The following is a 14,745-nucleotide window of genomic DNA, read 5'->3' as shown; positions in this document are numbered from 1 at the left end:
TGTTACGAAACAAAAACATGTATTTTCTGGATTTTTTAAGAAACATTATTGACATTTTCGTGCAACGTGTGATATTGTTTAGTAAACAAACTGCAGAGGAGACATCCTGAGATGAACCTGATTCTCATCGGCGCGGGGCAGCGCGGTATGATCTATTCCCGTTATTCCTGTGAACAGGGGCACACGGTGGTCGCCGTCGCGGAGCCGGACGATGCCCGGCGGGAAGCTGCCCGGACTGCGTTCAGTCTCCCGGAGAGCGCCTGCTTCCGCACCGCGGAAGACCTGCTCAGCCGCCCGCGCATGGCGGATGCCGCCATCATTGCCACCATGGACCGGGATCATTACTCCCAGGCTATCCGGGCCATGGAGCTCGGGTATGACCTCCTGCTGGAAAAGCCGATTTCCCCGGATCCGGCGGAAACGCTGGCCATTGCGGATACCGCCCTCCGGCTCGGCCGCCGGGTCGTCGTCTGCCACGTGCTGCGCTACTCCCCCTTCTATCGGAAGCTGAAGGAAATCCTGGACAGCGGGGAGCTCGGGAAGATCATCTCCATCGATCATACCGAAAACATCGGCAACTACCATATTGCCCACAGCTTTGTCCGCGGAAACTGGCGGAATGAGAAGCTTTCCAGCCCCATCATCCTGCAGAAGAGCTGCCATGATATGGACCTGCTGCTCTGGCTCGCCGGCAAAAGCGTCCGGCGCATCTACTCCACGGGAAGCCTTTCCTTCTTCCGTCCGGAGAACGCGCCTGCCGGAAGTGCCGGGCGCTGCCTGGACTGCCCGGTTGCGGAAAGCTGCCGCTTCGATGCCCGGAAGGCCTACCTTCCCGTCATCGGGGAATGGCCCGCCCAGGTGCTGACCGAAGACCAGACGGAATCCGGTATTATGGAAGCGCTCCGGACCGGTCCCTACGGGCGCTGCGTGTTCCGCTGCGACAATGATGTGTGCGACCACCAGAGCGTGGCCATGGAGTATGAGGACGGCGCCACCGCCGTGTTCACCCTCTGCGGCATGACCGACCGCATGCACCGCACCATCCATATCATGTGCGAGCACGGGGAAATTCTGGGGGATGACGATCCCGGTGAAATCACAGTCAGCCATTTCCGCTCCAGCGTAACGGAAAACGCTGAGCAGGAGCGGATCCTGATCGGGCAGGTCAGCGGCGCGCACAGCGGCGGGGATGTCGGCCTGGTGAAGGCGTTCCTGGCTGCCCTGGGCAGCGGAACCGCCGCCTCATCGGAGATCTCCCGTTCCGTGGAGAGCCACCTGCTCGCCTTTGCGGCGGAAGAATCCCGGAAAACGGGACAGGCCGTGGATATGGCAGCCTGGACGGAAAGGCTGCGCACCAGATGAATCTTGCCGGCGGCAAGCCGGACAGAGCATATTTCATTCATTATTTTTTAGGAGGGAAAACACATGAAGAAACTGGTCAAAATGCTCACGATGATCCTGGTCCTTTCCCTGGTCATCGGCGTGGCCGGAACTGCCTGCGCCGAAAACATCGAGATCCACTACGCCTACTGGCAGAGCACCCTGGATGATTTCTACGCGCAGTGCAAGGCTGATTTCGAAGCGGCCCACCCCGGCGTAACCATCGTCCTGGAGCCCACCGCCTGGGGTGAGTACTGGACGAAGCTGGAAGCCGCCGCCAACGGCGAGTCCATCGCGGACGTCTTCCATATGAACGGCGTGAACATCAAGAAGTACGCTTCCGGCGGCATCCTGGCGCCCCTGGATGAGCGGATCGCGAATTCCGACATCAGCCTGGACAACTATCCCAAAGCCATGAATGAGATGTATAATTTCGATGGCGTGCAGTACGGCATCCCGATGGACTACGACACCATCGGCCTGTGGTACAACAAAGCCCTGTTTGACCAGGCCGGCATTGCCTACCCCACCCCCGAATGGACCTGGGAAGACCTGACGGCCGCCGCCAAGGCGATCAATGCCCTGGGAGACGACATCTACGGCATCGCCGCGGGTTACAGTGACCAGCAGGGATTCTACAACACTGTGTTCGCGGAAGGCGGCTGGTTCGTGGACGGCGACAAGTTCGGTTTCAACGATCCGAAGACCCGCGCCGGCATCCAGTGCTGGGTTGACCTGATGAAGGAAAACGTATCCCCCTCTGAAGCTTCCCTGGAAGAAACCGAAGGCTATCTCCGGTTCATGGCCGGCAAGCTGGGCATGATCTTCTCCGGTGACTGGCTGGTTGCCTACTATGCCTCCGATGACTCCACCGTGAAGGATGTCTGCGACGTGGTGGAACTGCCCCTGATGTCCAGCGGCAACCGTGCCTCCGTCATCCACGGCAAGGCCAACTGCCTCTCCGTCTTCTCCGCGCATCCGGACGAAGCGTACGCATGGCTCGCTTACCTGGCCGGCGCTGAAGTCAATGAGAAGCTGGCTCCCACGGGTATCGTGATCACCTCCTACATGGAGTACTCCGACAAGTTCTTCGATGCTTATCCGCAGTACAACATGAAGATCTTCTCTGACGCTGCAGCCAACTACTCCTATGTGTACCCCTCCTCCGCCTATGTCCTCGAGTGGGGCGACATCATGTGGGAAGAACTGGTCCGGGCCTTCAACCTCGAGATTACCGTGGACGAAGCCTGTGACAACATCATGGCCCGTCTGGGACAGTAAAAACATTCATCCCGGCAATTCACACCCCGGCCCGGAAACCGTCCCCGGTTCCCGGGCCGGGCATTCCTGAACAAAGGAGGTACCGGCATGACAGCCAGAGTGCATATCAACCGGCAGAAGCGGATTGACTGGGCATGGGGGTACGGCATGATCCTGCCGCTGCTCGCCGGCCTGGGCATTTTCTACTTTTATCCGGTTTTCAAAGTATTCCGGGACAGCCTGTACAATGTCGGCGCCTTCAACCGTTCCTCCTGGGCCGGCCTGAGCAACTATACCAAAATGTTCCAGGACGGCACAATGTGGCAGTCCCTGGGCAACACACTGATGTATGCGGTGATCATCATCCCGCTGACCGTTGTTCTCGCGCTGATCCTTGCCGCGCTGCTGAACACGAGGATCCGGGGCCGCGATGTATTCCGGGTCATCTTCTTCATTCCCACGGTCACCATGGCCGCCGCGATTGCCATGGTCTGGCGCTGGATCTTCAACGGGGATTTCGGCATCCTGAATCACCTGATCAAGTCCCTCGGCGGTACTCCGCAGCCCTGGCTTTCCGGCAAGGACACAGTTCTGGTCTGTATCAGCATTGTGTCCATCTGGATGGGCATCGGCTACAACATGATCATCCTGCTGGCGGGCATCCAGGGAATCTCCTCCACCTACTATGAGGCGGCGGAGCTGGAGGGCGCCGGCAAGATCCGGCAGTTCCTCAGCATCACCATTCCGCTGGTAACGCCCACCCTCTTCTTCGTGGTCATCACAACGGTGATCTCCACGCTCCAGATTTTCGATACGATCTATATGATGCTTCCGACAAAGAGCATCGCCATGAAGTATGCCCAGAGCATCGTAATGTACTTCTACCGGAACGCGTTTGAATATTCCGCCAAGGGCTATGCCAGCGCAATCGCGGTGCTGCTGTTCGTAATCATCATGGTGCTCACGCTGATCCAGATGCGGATGCAGAAAAAATGGGTCCATTATGACTGAGGAAAGGAGGCAGCAGCAATGGATACAGCAATCCGCCGCACACATCCCCGCAGGCGTCCCGAATACGGAAAGATCGTGATCTATATCGTGCTCCTCCTGGGCTGCGTCATCACGCTGGCCCCGTTCGTCTGGATGTTCCTGACCTCCATGAAAACCTCGATGGAGGCAGTCTCCATCCCGCCGTCCATCCTTCCGCGCGCCTGGAATACGGACGCCTATACTTCCCTGGGCAATAAGCTGCCTTTCTTCCAGATGTACTGGAACACGATCCTCACCTCCGTGATCATTGTAGCCGGCCAGCTCCTGCTGTGCTCGCTTGCCGGGTATGCCTTCGCGCGGATCCGGTTCCCGGGGCGGAATTTCCTTTTCGTCCTCTGCCTGTCCGTGCTGATGATCCCGAGCTCTTTCCTGATCCTGCCCCAGTACCTGATCATCCAGAAGATGAAGCTGCTCAATACGCTGCACGCTATCTACCTTCCCAACCTGTTCAGCGCCTTCGGCACCTTCCTGATGCGGCAGTTCTTCATGACCATTCCGCTGGAGCTGGAGGACGCCGCCCGGATTGATGGCTGCGGCCACGGCAGGACCTACCTGCGGATCATGCTTCCGCTGATCAAACCCGGCTTGGTCTCCCTGGGCGTACTGACGCTGCGATTTGCCTGGAACAACCTGATGTGGCCCATGATCGTCAACACGGAAAAGGCCAAGATGACCCTTTCCGCCGGCCTCAGCTACCTGCAGGGGCAGTATATTACGGACTATCCCAGCATCATGGCCGGCGCCATGCTGGCCACGATCCCGCTGATTATCATCTATGCCATTTTCCAGCGGCAGTTCATCGAGGGCATTGCCCTGACCGGAATCAAATAAATCCCGGCCTCCCGGACGCACGCAAAAACCCCGGATCCGTTTCAGAACAGGACCCGGGGTTTTTCTGTGCCGCTGAACTCCCGCCGGCATGCGGGTGTTTCCGGCCAATCGTCTGGCCCGCTGCGGTTCGGAATCCTTTTCCTCCGCAGCGGGCCAGTGATCTATATGATCGAGGAGCCTCTGCAGATCTCTCCTCTGCTGTAACTGTATCATATCCCGGCTGCGTTATTGTTTTCTGTTCCTTCTGTGAAGGATTTATGAAAACTTCCGGACGGTTTCCGGATGCTTTTCCGGACGGTTCATTGTATAATGAATCAACCGGAAAAGGAGATATACCACCGATGAATAAACTGGGAAAATGCATGACCCTGGTAATGGCGGGCTGCCTGCTGTCCTCCTGCGCCGGACCTGCCGTGCCGGCAGCGGACCGGACCGTTACACTGGATCCCCGGAATACGTCCGAATTCAACGGCGGCGTATTCCAGGGCTGGGGCACCAGCCTGTGCTGGTGGGCCAACCGGATCGGGTATTCGGACGTCCTTTCCCGCCTGGCCGCGGACGCCTTCTGCAGCCCGGAAAGCGGCCTGGGCCTGAACATCCTCCGCTACAATATCGGCGGCGGGGACGACCCGTCGCACAACCACATATTCCGGACCGATTCCATGATGCCGGGCTTCTGGAAAAACCCGGCCTATGACGAATCCTCCGGTACGTATACCTGGGAATACGACTGGTCGCAGGATGCAAACCAGCGGAACGTGCTGTCCGCCTGCCTGCAGGCCGGGGAAGATATGATCGTGGAGGCGTTCTCCAATTCCCCGCCGTATTTCATGACCGTTTCCGGCTGCTCCTCCGGGGCTGTGACGCCTTCCAAAAACAACCTGCGCGATGACGCGTATGACGCTTTCGCCCAATACCTGGCGGATGTGGCGGAACATTTCAGCACCGAATGGAACATCCGCTTCCAGAGCCTTTCCCCCATGAACGAGCCTGATACCGCCTACTGGCAGGCATACAGCCCGAAACAGGAGGGCTGCCATTTTGATCCCGGCGAAAGCCAGTCCCGGATCCTCACGGCCGCCGCCGCGAAGCTCCGGGAAAAGGGCCTGGATGATATCCTGCTTGCCGGGACGGATGAAACCAGCATCGACCTGCAGGCCCGTTCCCTCTCCATGCTGTCCCCGGAAGCGCTGGCCGCCGTCAGCCGGGTGGATACCCACGCCTATTCCGGCACCGGCCGGGACGCCCTGCGCCGGGAGGCGCTCGCGAAGGGCAAAAACCTCTGGATGTCCGAGGTGGACGGTGGGGAAACCCTGGGCAAAAATGCCGGGGAAATGGGTGCCGGCCTCTGGCTGGCCCGGGAGATCATCACGGACCTGAACGGCCTGACGCCTTCCGCCTGGATCCTCTGGCAGGTCATCGACAGCCATATCTGCAGGGACGGATACCTCGGCCGCAAAGATTCCGGAATGGTCAATATCAAAGGCGGCTACTGGGGCACCGCGGTGGCGGACCATGACCGGGAGCGGCTGGTCCTGACGATGAAGTATTATGTATTCGGCCAGTTCACCCGGTATATCCGGCCCGGCTGCCGCCTGCTGGCCGTGGACGGGGACGCGGTGTCCGCGGAAGACCCGCAGCGGAAACGCCTGGTAGTGGTTGCGATGAACGCAGAGAACCGGGAGACGACCCTGCGCGTGGATCTTTCCGCTTTCGGAAGCGCCGTTCCGGCGGGAACCCATGTGCAGGCTGTCCGCACCAGCGGCGCCGTGGCCAGCGGGGAGCGCTGGGCTGATGTTCCGGGTCCGGATACCGACGGGAACGGGTTCACCGCCGTGCTGGCGCCATACTCCGTCACCACTTTCCTGGTTCCGGAATCCCCGCAGGAATAACCGGCATAATCCGGCCCGGCCGGAGGAATGATCCTCCCGGCCGGGTTTTTTTCAGAAAAATCTTCCGGAAAAGGGATAAAAAGCAGCTCTTCTGCGTCTATATATATGGGGATCCGGCAAAAAGAACCTGCCGTATATCAAAAATGGAGGATTTTGATATGGAGCGTTTATGTACGAGATGCAAACGGATCATTGAAACCAAACAGTGTCCCAGCTGCGGGGGAACCGAAACCCGGCTGCCCGAAAGCACGGATGAGTGCCTGATCGTCGTGCTGGCCAATTACCATTCCTCGGTTTTCGCGGAAGCGCTGAGGTACCGGGAAATCCCCTTCCGGATGGTCACCACCCTCGGAAAAACCAGCATGTTCCGGGAGTTTTATGTGCCCTACAGCCGGATCGATGACGCCTTCGATGAGCTGGAGAAACTGTGTGAGGGCCGTCTCCTCGCGTCTGAGGAGGATCAGGTATTTACCGATGAGGAGCTGGAGCGGATGGATATCTCCCAGCTGGAAGGCATGGACGCCGAAAGCCTGAAGGCCTTCATCGGCCGGATCCGCAACACCATGAAAGCAATCAAGTGCCAGCAGGCGCTGTGGAAAGACCGGAGCAACCTGCTCTTCGAGATGAAGGAAGAAGCGGAACTCCTGTTGGAGGATCTTTCCTGATTCGCATCCGGCAGGAAAATATCAACGGCCGGGAGGGGCATTCCCTCCCGGCCGTTTGCTGTTTCCCTTATTTTCCCGGCTCATCAAAATGCTCCAGCCGGCGGATCTTGTCCGCCTGCTCCAGGATTTTCTCCTTCCAGTTGTCATCCTGGGCGTTCAGCTGGTATGCCCGGAAGCCGTACTGGCCGGCGGCCGTGCAGATCACGGCCTCGTCATCGATATGCAGGGAGATCCGGTACCGGTTCGGCAGCTTCTGGGGCAGCACCGTTTTGTTGTCCCGCTGTACTTCCTTCAGGTGGCGGTCCCCGTTGACAATCCCGTCCAGGCGGACGCCGTAGCAGCGGAACAGCCGGCGGATATAGCTTTCCGACCGGAAGGAGGAGGTGTAGATCCACACCTCATATCCCTGGATCTGGAGCTCCCAGATCAGCTCCGGGGTACCGAGGCGCAGCCGCTCAGGGAATAAATTCCGCAGCGGAAAAGGAAGCGCCGGCTCGGTTTTGTGCGTCTTCGGGGAGACGAACAGCACCTCGTCCAGATCAAAGGATACCCGCATTTTGCGTTCCTGGCTGCTCATCTTCTCCCCATCTCTTCAGCGCCGGCCGCCTCCCCTTCGGGAACGCCCGGGCTTTGTTTTATATATTGTCATTGCCGCTGCCTTATTACTTTGACAGCCGGGCATTTAAATCCTTTTTCATCCGGGTTCATTGCCGGCCGGCTTCCGCATGGTCAGGCAGACGTTGTACGTGAGGATGGAGCAGACCACGATCACCGATCCGATGATGGAAAGGGTGGACACCCGTTCGCCGTAGAACGCCGCCACCAGCAGCGGGTTCATGATCGGCTCCAGGCCGGTCAGCAGGCTGGCGGTCACCGCCGGTGTGTTTTTGATCCCGATGGAGAACAGGATATACGCCCCGCCCACCTGGACGACGCCCAGGGCCGCCACAGCCGCCACGACCGGCAGGGAGAAATCCGTTTCCCCGAAGCACAGCGGCGTAAAGATGATTCCTGCCGCCAGCTGGCCCAGGAAGCAGGAGGAGATCGCGTCCGCGTTCTTCCCGGTGTTCATCATGAACACGCCGGCATAGCAGATGCCGGACAGGACCGCGATGATATTTCCCGCCAGGTTTCCGGCCTGAATCCCGTCCACGAAGAACAGGACCACTCCCAGCAGCACGAGAAAGCAGATGATCACGTCCAGCCTTCCCGGCTTCTGGCGGTAAATCACCGCCATGAACAGGATCACAAATACCGGGGCGGTAAACTGGAGCACGATCGTGTTCGCCGCGGTGGTCATCTTGTTCGCGAGGGCAAACAGCGTCGTCACGCCGATCATCGACAGTGCGCCGATGAACACCCGCTGGCTGAACACCAGCCGGTGCCGGGTCGCCAGCAGGTAGATCCCGATGACCGCCGCGCCGATCAGGTTCCGCGCGCCGTTGATCGCCAGCGGCGACCAGGGAACCAGCTTGATAAACAGCCCGCCGGTGCTGAAACACATGGACGCCAGGAAAACGCACAGCACCGACCTGTTCCTCACCGTCATTTCATCACCCTCCGCAATTGCCCATACAGTACCACAATCCCGGAAAAAAGAGAAGCCCTCCGCCGCTTTCCGCGGCGAAGGGTTTCTTGATACTGTCCGTTTCCGGGCTCAGGCTTTTTCAAACCGGATCACGTTCCAGCTCAGCGCAGGCAGCCGGATTTCCGCCCGTCCTCCGTCGATGCTTCCGCCGGGGCCGGCCGCCGGGGCCACATTGCCCGGGTTCTCTTCCGTGTTCACAGCCTTCACGTCGTCATGGTGGAGCAGGATGTGCTCCGCCAGCTTCATCCCGCCAAAGGACCGCAGGTCCAGGTCCAGGGTGAAGTCCTCCTTCATATCCCGGTTCACGCAGAACACCGTCACGCTGCCGTCATCCCCCAGCGTTGCCGTGGCGTCCACCAGCGGAACGCCTTCGTAGTCAGTGCAGTCGTACACCGGCGTGTCCACGATCGCCTTCAGGGCGGTGCCGCGGCCGTAGCGGCTCACGTGCAGGTAGGGATAGAAGATCGTCTGCGCCCAGCATCCGCCGCCGTTCCGGGTCATGATCGGGGCGATCACGTTCACCAGCTGTGCCAGGCAGGCCACCTTCACCCGGTCCGCGTTGCGCAGGAAGGTGATCAGCATGCTGCCGGCCAGCAGCGCGTCCTCAAAGTTGTAGATATCCTCCAGCAGCGGCAGGGCGGGTCCCCACTTCTCCCGCTTCCAGATTTCCTTGTCCTGCTCATTGGAATGATACCAGACGTTCCACTCGTCAAAGGACAGGTTCACCTGCTTTTTCAGGTGCTTCTTGCCCTTCACCGCGTCGCAGATGGAAATCACCGTATGGATGAAATCGTCCAGGTCCATGCTCCGGGCCAGGAATCCCGGGGTATCGTTCGTCGGATTGCCGTAATAGCGGTGCAGGGATACATAATCAATATTCTCGTAGCACGCGTCCAGCATGGTCAGTTCCCAGTCCCCGAAGGTCGGCATCTGGGAAGAGGAGGAACCGCACGCCACCAGTTCGATGGAGGGATCCACCCATTTCATCACCTTGGCGGCTTCATTGGCAATATGCCCGTATTCCGCCGCGGTTTTGTGCCCCATCTGCCACGGACCGTCCATCTCGTTGCCCAGGCACCACATTTTGATGCCCAGCGGTTCCTTCCGCCCGTTCCGGATCCGCATGTCGCTGAACTTGCTTCCGCCGGGATGATTGGCGTATTCCACGATATCCCGGGCATTTTCCGGTCCGCGGGTGCCCAGGTTGATGGCATACATCACCTCGCTGCCGGCTTTTTTCGCCCAGTCGGCAAATTCATGCAGGCCCACTTCATTGCTTTCCGTCGTAAACCAGGCCAGGTCCAGCCGCTTCGGCCGCTGTTCCCGGGGACCCACCGAATCCTCCCAGTTGAAGCCGGAAACAAAGTTCCCGCCGGGATACCGGACAATCGGCACGCCGATCTCCCGGACCTTTTCGATCACGTCTTTCCGGAATCCGGCCTCATCCGCAAGCGGATGGCCCGGTTCATAGATTCCTCCGTATACCGCGCGGCCCAGGTGCTCAATGAATGAGCCGAAGATCCGCGGGTCCACCCGGCCGATCCGGTAGTCCCGGTCCAGGATCATGGATGCTTTCTTCATTTATGGTTCCTCCTTGCCTGAAAGGTCAGCCCTTCACGCTGCCGGCGGTCAGGCCGGCAATGAAGGTCTTCTGGGCGCACAGGTAAATGATTATAATCGGCACCACCGCCATCACTGCGCCGGGCATCAGCACGTCATAGGCGTTCCCGTAGGGAGTGATCGTTGTGCCCATTCCGATCGGTATGGTGAATTTCTCATTGGAGCTCAGCACGATCATCGGCCACAGCAGGTTGTTCCAGCTGTTCATGCCGCTGAGGATTGTCATGGCGCCGAAGGCCGGGATCATAATCGGCACCATGATCCGGAAGAACACCCCGTAATCAGTGCAGCCGTCAATCCGGCCGGCTTCCAGCAGTTCTTTGGGCAGGCCGAGCACATACTGCCGGAAGAAAAAGATCATGAACGGCGGAACCAGGTACGGCAGGATCACGCCGAAGTACCTGTCCACCAGCTTCACACGGATCAGCATCCGGTACAGCGGCAGCAGCAGGATCTCGAAGGGGATCATCATCACAACCAGCACCAGGGTAAAGATCAGGTTCCGGCCTTTGAAGTTATACATGGCCAGGCCGTATCCGACGAACGACCCGAAGAACAGGCCGATCACCGTCTGCAGCACCATGATGATCACGCTGGATTTGTACCAGTGCCAGTAGATACCGTCCCGGTACGTGTTCAGCGCGTTGTAGTTGCTGAAGGAGGATACGCCCGGTTCAATGGACAGGCTCAGGCCTTTCCGGAGCATCTCCTCACCGGGTTTCAGCGAACTGCAGAACATGAATACAAAGGGAAGCATGGCGATAAACGCCCAGAGCACCATCAGGCTCGTCGCCAGGAAGGAGAGGAATGCTTTCCGCTTGTTGAAATGCTTTTTCATTTTCATCTCAGGCATCCTCCTTCCGGAAGAATCCCATCAGCACCAGCTGGATCAGGTTCACACCCAGGACCAGCACCAGCAGGGTCAGTCCGACCGCGGAAGCCATTCCCATGTTAGCTTTGCTGATCCCCACCTGGTACAGGTAGCCGACAATCGTCCGGCCAACGCCTCCGGGATTGTTCTGGGCCCACAGTGCCACGGATTCCGTGAACATGGCAAATCCGCCCAGCACGGTAATGGTGATCACATATATCAGGACCGGCCTGATGCCGGGAAGTGTCACTTTGAAGAATTTCTGGATAGGATTGGCCCCATCGATCTCGGCCGCTTCATACAGGTCGTTCGGGATTGCCTGGATCCCGGACAGGTAGTAGATGATATTGACGCCCATCCAGCGCCACAGGGTCAGCACAATCAACACAAAGTTGCCGCTGTCCGCAAACATCAGCCATTTCCGCGGCTCCCCTCCCAGGGCAATCATCATCGCGTTGACCGGTGCGGTATCCTGTGTGCCGAACGCCAGGCGGAACACAATGCCGGCCACAACGATGGATGTCAGTGCCGGGATAAAGAACAGGGATTTGAAGAACGCGGATCCCTTGACAAACGCGGAATGCAGCAGCACCGCGAACAGCAGGGGAACCGATGTGAGCACAATCACATCCCAGAAGGCATACCGGGCGCTTGTTTCCAGCGCCTGGATAAAATTCCGGGAGAAAAGCTTTTCGTAGTTCTTCAGCCCGATCCATGTGCTCGTTGTGGGTCCGTCAATCCGCTGGAAGCTCATCAGGATCGTCGAAATCGTCGGATACAGGTAAATCAGGAGAAAATAGATCACAAAGGGCGCAACAAACACATAGGGAACCACTTTCCTGTTGGTGAAGAAGGCGGCTGCGCCCTTCGGTTTTCTTTGTGCAGCCTGCTGCATGGTATCGCCTCCGTTCATGAAAACTGGATAAAACAGGAAGAGGCCGACCGGGGATTCCCGCCGGCCGGCCCCTTTCAGGATTCATTAGTCGATCGCGTCTCTCAGTTCCTGGGCACAGTTCTTGGCAATCTCTTCGGGATCACCGCCGCCGATGACCAGGTCATACGCCATCTGGCTCTTGACGATGTCGCTGGCCGTCGGGAAGTATTCGGAGATGCAGGTGTCCGGAATATCATCCAGCACGGTCTTCAGCACGTCGAAGATGTCATTTCCGTAGTAGTCGAAGAACTTGTTCGGCTCCATCATCTCGGGCGCGCCGTAGACGTCGGTCATGATCGGGTCGAATCCCAGGATCGTCCAGGTCTTGACGCAGCCTTCGAAGCTCAGGGTCGCGTAGGCCAGCCACTGCTTGGCGATGTCCACGTTGGCGCTGGTCTTCACGACCGCGGTGCCTGTACCGCCCATCTGCGCGGATTTGTGTCCGCCGTCAGACCACAGGGGCATCGGAGCAACCTTCATCTTGCCGGACAAGTCAGGCATATAGTCGGTGAAGCGGTTCAGGTACCAGAACGGCATGCACACAGAAGCGAACGCGCCTCCGTTCATCTCACCGTAGTATTCTTCCGCGTGATGGAATCCGCCGGGGGCCGGAACAGCCGTTCCGTCATCCAGCATGCTCTTCATGAACGCCAGGGTACTGATAACCACGGGTTCGTCCATCCGGACCTCTCCATCGTAGGTCAGCCAGTCGCCGCCGTGCTGGTTTACCAGGGGATACAGGCTCCAGCAGTCGGTGGATTCCCAGGTGCACATCGGCTTGCCGGTCTTCTCCAGCACAACCTTGCCGGCTTCATGATAGTCGTCCCAGGTCTTGATATCCTGGTAGTTGATTCCGGCCGCCTCAAGGATCTCAGTGTTGTAGAACATGATGCAGGCGCCGATGTGGTGGTCGATTCCGTAGTACTTGCCGTCCTTGGCATAGTTGTTGAAACGGCTCATGACCAGGTGGTCCTTGATCGGCTCAACGATGTCGTTGATGTCCGCCAGCTGGATGTCGCCCTTCAGGTAGTTCGCGAACTGGTTGATTTCGATGTCCACGATATCCGGGGCGCCTTCGCCGCTCTGCAGGGCAAGGGTCAGCTTGCTGTGCATGTCATCGTAGGGATAGACCTGCATGTCAATATCCAGCTTCGGGTTGTCGGGATTCGCGTTCCAGGATTCCAGCATTTCCTTGTACAGCTGGGTATGCAGTTCCTGGAAGGTCCACAGGGTCAGTTTGATCGGTTCGTCTTCCGCAAAGGCACCGCAGATGCCCAGCAGGAGAGCCAGAGACAGCAGGATGGCCAACAGTTTCTTCATGGTAGTTCTCCTCCTCTTTCCATATTTGATTCTCATTTTGTAGGATTAACGTTAATCCTAACTGCTGATTCCATGATATATCTTATTTGGTCAATTGTCAAGTATATTTTGACAAATTTTCTTTCATCGATTCGTAATTCTTTTTTGATAAAGATGTAAGGCCGCAAAAAATTGTCATCATGCAGGGCTTTGTGGTATAATTTTTATAATAACGTTAATCCGGATCAGGAGGGATCTTCATGGCCAACCGCATTACCCTCAGGGATGTCGCCGGTGCATGCGGCTATACCGTCAACACCGTTTCCCGGGCGCTCCGCGGGGATTCCCGCCTGCCGGAATCCACCCGGGCGAAAATCCATGAAGTTGCCGTCCGGATGGGCTATATCCGCAACTCCCTCGCCTCCACCCTCCGTTCCGGCCGGAGCGGCAATGTGGCGGTCATCGTCAACGACGTGCATAACCTGCATTTCTGTAATATGCTGACGGTGATGGACAGCGAGCTGCGCAGGGCCGGTTACAACATCATGGTCCTGTGCATGGGCCTGAACGAAGAGCTGGGTGAGCGCCTGATCCGCTCCGCCATCTCCCAGTCCGTGGACGGCATCCTGTATTTTCCCTATATGAACAATCCGGAGCATATCGAGGTCATGCGGAAAAACCACGTGCCCTTCGTGCTGCTGGACCGCCGGATCAACGATATCGTCACGGACAACGTCCGCTGCGATGACCGGCGCGGCGGTTTTCTGGCCGGCACCCACCTGGCGGGCTTCGGTCATCGGAAATACCTGTTCCTGTCCGGTGAAAACCGCTCCAGCTCCCAGGTGGACCGCCTGGAAGGCTTCATGCAGGCCATGCGGGAGTATGGAATCCCCGAAAGCAATATCCGCGTTGTCCAGGGTGAAAAAGTGGAAGCCGCCCTGGCTGAAAACAGCCTCCGGGAGCTCCTGTTCCCGCTGGACTATACCGCAATCGTTTCCTTCCGCGACGAGGTTTCCTATCCCGTGATGCTTGCGCTGGCGGATATGGGAATGGAGATTCCCCGGGATATCTCCATCGTCAGCTTCGACCATCTCCGCGGGGATATCCCCTACCTCCCGAAGCTCACCAGTATTTTCTCCGAAGGTCAGGATGTCGCGTCCAATGGCGTACGCCTGCTGCTCGATCGCATCGAACACCCGGACCTGCCGCCGCAGGTGATTGTCCTCCCGGTCCACCTGTTCGATGAGGGCACCGCTGCCCCGCCGCGGACCAATACAGATTAATCGGGCCGTTCCCGGAAACGGGGCAGCAGAGCATAAGCCGGCAGGATTGTTCCTGCCGGCTTTGCTGCTGTA

13 protein-coding genes are annotated in these 14,745 nt (G+C 58.4%); 7 read left to right on the top strand and 6 right to left on the bottom strand.

Going from position 1 to position 14,745, the window contains the following annotated elements:
• Positions 1-111: 111 nt before the first annotated feature.
• The 6 genes from JNO48_10015 to JNO48_09990 all read left to right on the top strand — a co-directional run bounded on the left by JNO48_10015 (position 112) and on the right by JNO48_09990 (position 7,078).
• Positions 112-1,362, top strand: a complete 1,251-nt coding sequence (locus JNO48_10015) for a Gfo/Idh/MocA family oxidoreductase (protein QTE67532.1) — start codon at positions 112-114, stop codon at positions 1,360-1,362.
• Between the two features lie 63 nt (positions 1,363-1,425).
• On the top strand, positions 1,426-2,661 hold the full coding sequence (locus tag JNO48_10010; GenBank protein QTE67531.1) for a sugar ABC transporter substrate-binding protein: 1,236 nt from the start codon (positions 1,426-1,428) through the stop codon (positions 2,659-2,661).
• Positions 2,662-2,748: 87 nt separating this feature from the next.
• The gene (locus JNO48_10005) at positions 2,749-3,651 is read left to right on the top strand and encodes a sugar ABC transporter permease (GenBank protein QTE67530.1); all 903 of its coding nucleotides are present in this window, start codon (positions 2,749-2,751) and stop codon (positions 3,649-3,651) included.
• 18 nt (positions 3,652-3,669) lie between these two features.
• On the top strand, positions 3,670-4,521 hold the full coding sequence (locus JNO48_10000) for a carbohydrate ABC transporter permease (GenBank protein ID QTE67529.1): 852 nt from the start codon (positions 3,670-3,672) through the stop codon (positions 4,519-4,521).
• 341 nt (positions 4,522-4,862) lie between these two features.
• Positions 4,863-6,413, top strand: coding sequence for a hypothetical protein (locus JNO48_09995; GenBank protein QTE67528.1), 1,551 nt, complete (start codon positions 4,863-4,865; stop codon positions 6,411-6,413).
• Between the two features lie 158 nt (positions 6,414-6,571).
• Positions 6,572-7,078, top strand: coding sequence for a hypothetical protein (locus tag JNO48_09990; GenBank protein ID QTE67527.1), 507 nt, complete (start codon positions 6,572-6,574; stop codon positions 7,076-7,078).
• A gap of 67 nt (positions 7,079-7,145) precedes the next feature.
• Here JNO48_09990 and JNO48_09985 read toward each other — a convergent pair whose 3' ends face one another.
• From JNO48_09985 to JNO48_09960, 6 genes are all read right to left on the bottom strand, one after another.
• The gene (locus tag JNO48_09985) at positions 7,146-7,634 is read right to left on the bottom strand and encodes an HAD family hydrolase (GenBank protein ID QTE69741.1); all 489 of its coding nucleotides are present in this window, start codon (positions 7,632-7,634) and stop codon (positions 7,146-7,148) included.
• A gap of 138 nt (positions 7,635-7,772) precedes the next feature.
• Positions 7,773-8,627, bottom strand: coding sequence for an EamA family transporter (locus JNO48_09980; protein ID QTE67526.1), 855 nt, complete (start codon positions 8,625-8,627; stop codon positions 7,773-7,775).
• 108 nt (positions 8,628-8,735) lie between these two features.
• A complete protein-coding gene (locus tag JNO48_09975) occupies positions 8,736-10,247 on the bottom strand; it encodes an alpha-N-arabinofuranosidase (protein QTE67525.1) in 1,512 nt (503 codons plus the stop codon).
• A 25-nt stretch (positions 10,248-10,272) separates the two neighbouring features.
• On the bottom strand, positions 10,273-11,067 hold the full coding sequence (locus tag JNO48_09970; protein ID QTE69740.1) for a carbohydrate ABC transporter permease: 795 nt from the start codon (positions 11,065-11,067) through the stop codon (positions 10,273-10,275).
• A 64-nt stretch (positions 11,068-11,131) separates the two neighbouring features.
• Complete coding sequence (locus JNO48_09965) at positions 11,132-12,052, bottom strand: sugar ABC transporter permease (GenBank protein ID QTE67524.1); 921 nt, start codon at positions 12,050-12,052, stop codon at positions 11,132-11,134.
• Positions 12,053-12,136: 84 nt separating this feature from the next.
• Positions 12,137-13,411, bottom strand: a complete 1,275-nt coding sequence (locus JNO48_09960) for an extracellular solute-binding protein (GenBank protein QTE67523.1) — start codon at positions 13,409-13,411, stop codon at positions 12,137-12,139.
• 239 nt (positions 13,412-13,650) lie between these two features.
• On the opposite strand from JNO48_09960, the gene JNO48_09955 reads away from it, so the two are divergent.
• The gene (locus JNO48_09955) at positions 13,651-14,673 is read left to right on the top strand and encodes a LacI family DNA-binding transcriptional regulator (protein ID QTE67522.1); all 1,023 of its coding nucleotides are present in this window, start codon (positions 13,651-13,653) and stop codon (positions 14,671-14,673) included.
• Positions 14,674-14,745: the final 72 nt, after the last annotated feature.

The sequence above is a fragment of the Clostridiales bacterium genome, assembly GCA_017569285.1.
Lineage (GTDB): Bacteria > Bacillota > Clostridia > Christensenellales > Aristaeellaceae > Aristaeella.
The sequence above is the reverse complement of the archived record's forward strand: the minus strand, read 5'-3'. Positions and strand labels throughout refer to the sequence as shown.

Bases quoted from the DNA above. Each gene is read 5' to 3' on its own strand.
- JNO48_10015 (QTE67532.1), top strand. From the start codon at position 112: ATGAACCTGATTCTCATCGGCGCGGGGCAGCGCGGTATGATCTATTCC.
- JNO48_10010 (QTE67531.1), top strand. From the start codon at position 1,426: ATGAAGAAACTGGTCAAAATGCTCACGATGATCCTGGTCCTTTCCCTG.
- JNO48_10005 (QTE67530.1), top strand. From the start codon at position 2,749: ATGACAGCCAGAGTGCATATCAACCGGCAGAAGCGGATTGACTGGGCA.
- JNO48_10000 (QTE67529.1), top strand. From the start codon at position 3,670: ATGGATACAGCAATCCGCCGCACACATCCCCGCAGGCGTCCCGAATAC.
- JNO48_09995 (QTE67528.1), top strand. From the start codon at position 4,863: ATGAATAAACTGGGAAAATGCATGACCCTGGTAATGGCGGGCTGCCTG.
- JNO48_09990 (QTE67527.1), top strand. From the start codon at position 6,572: ATGGAGCGTTTATGTACGAGATGCAAACGGATCATTGAAACCAAACAG.
- JNO48_09985 (QTE69741.1), bottom strand. From the start codon at position 7,634: ATGCGGGTATCCTTTGATCTGGACGAGGTGCTGTTCGTCTCCCCGAAG.
- JNO48_09980 (QTE67526.1), bottom strand. From the start codon at position 8,627: ATGACGGTGAGGAACAGGTCGGTGCTGTGCGTTTTCCTGGCGTCCATG.
- JNO48_09975 (QTE67525.1), bottom strand. From the start codon at position 10,247: ATGAAGAAAGCATCCATGATCCTGGACCGGGACTACCGGATCGGCCGG.
- JNO48_09970 (QTE69740.1), bottom strand. From the start codon at position 11,067: ATGGTGCTCTGGGCGTTTATCGCCATGCTTCCCTTTGTATTCATGTTC.
- JNO48_09965 (QTE67524.1), bottom strand. From the start codon at position 12,052: ATGCAGCAGGCTGCACAAAGAAAACCGAAGGGCGCAGCCGCCTTCTTC.
- JNO48_09960 (QTE67523.1), bottom strand. From the start codon at position 13,411: ATGAAGAAACTGTTGGCCATCCTGCTGTCTCTGGCTCTCCTGCTGGGC.
- JNO48_09955 (QTE67522.1), top strand. From the start codon at position 13,651: ATGGCCAACCGCATTACCCTCAGGGATGTCGCCGGTGCATGCGGCTAT.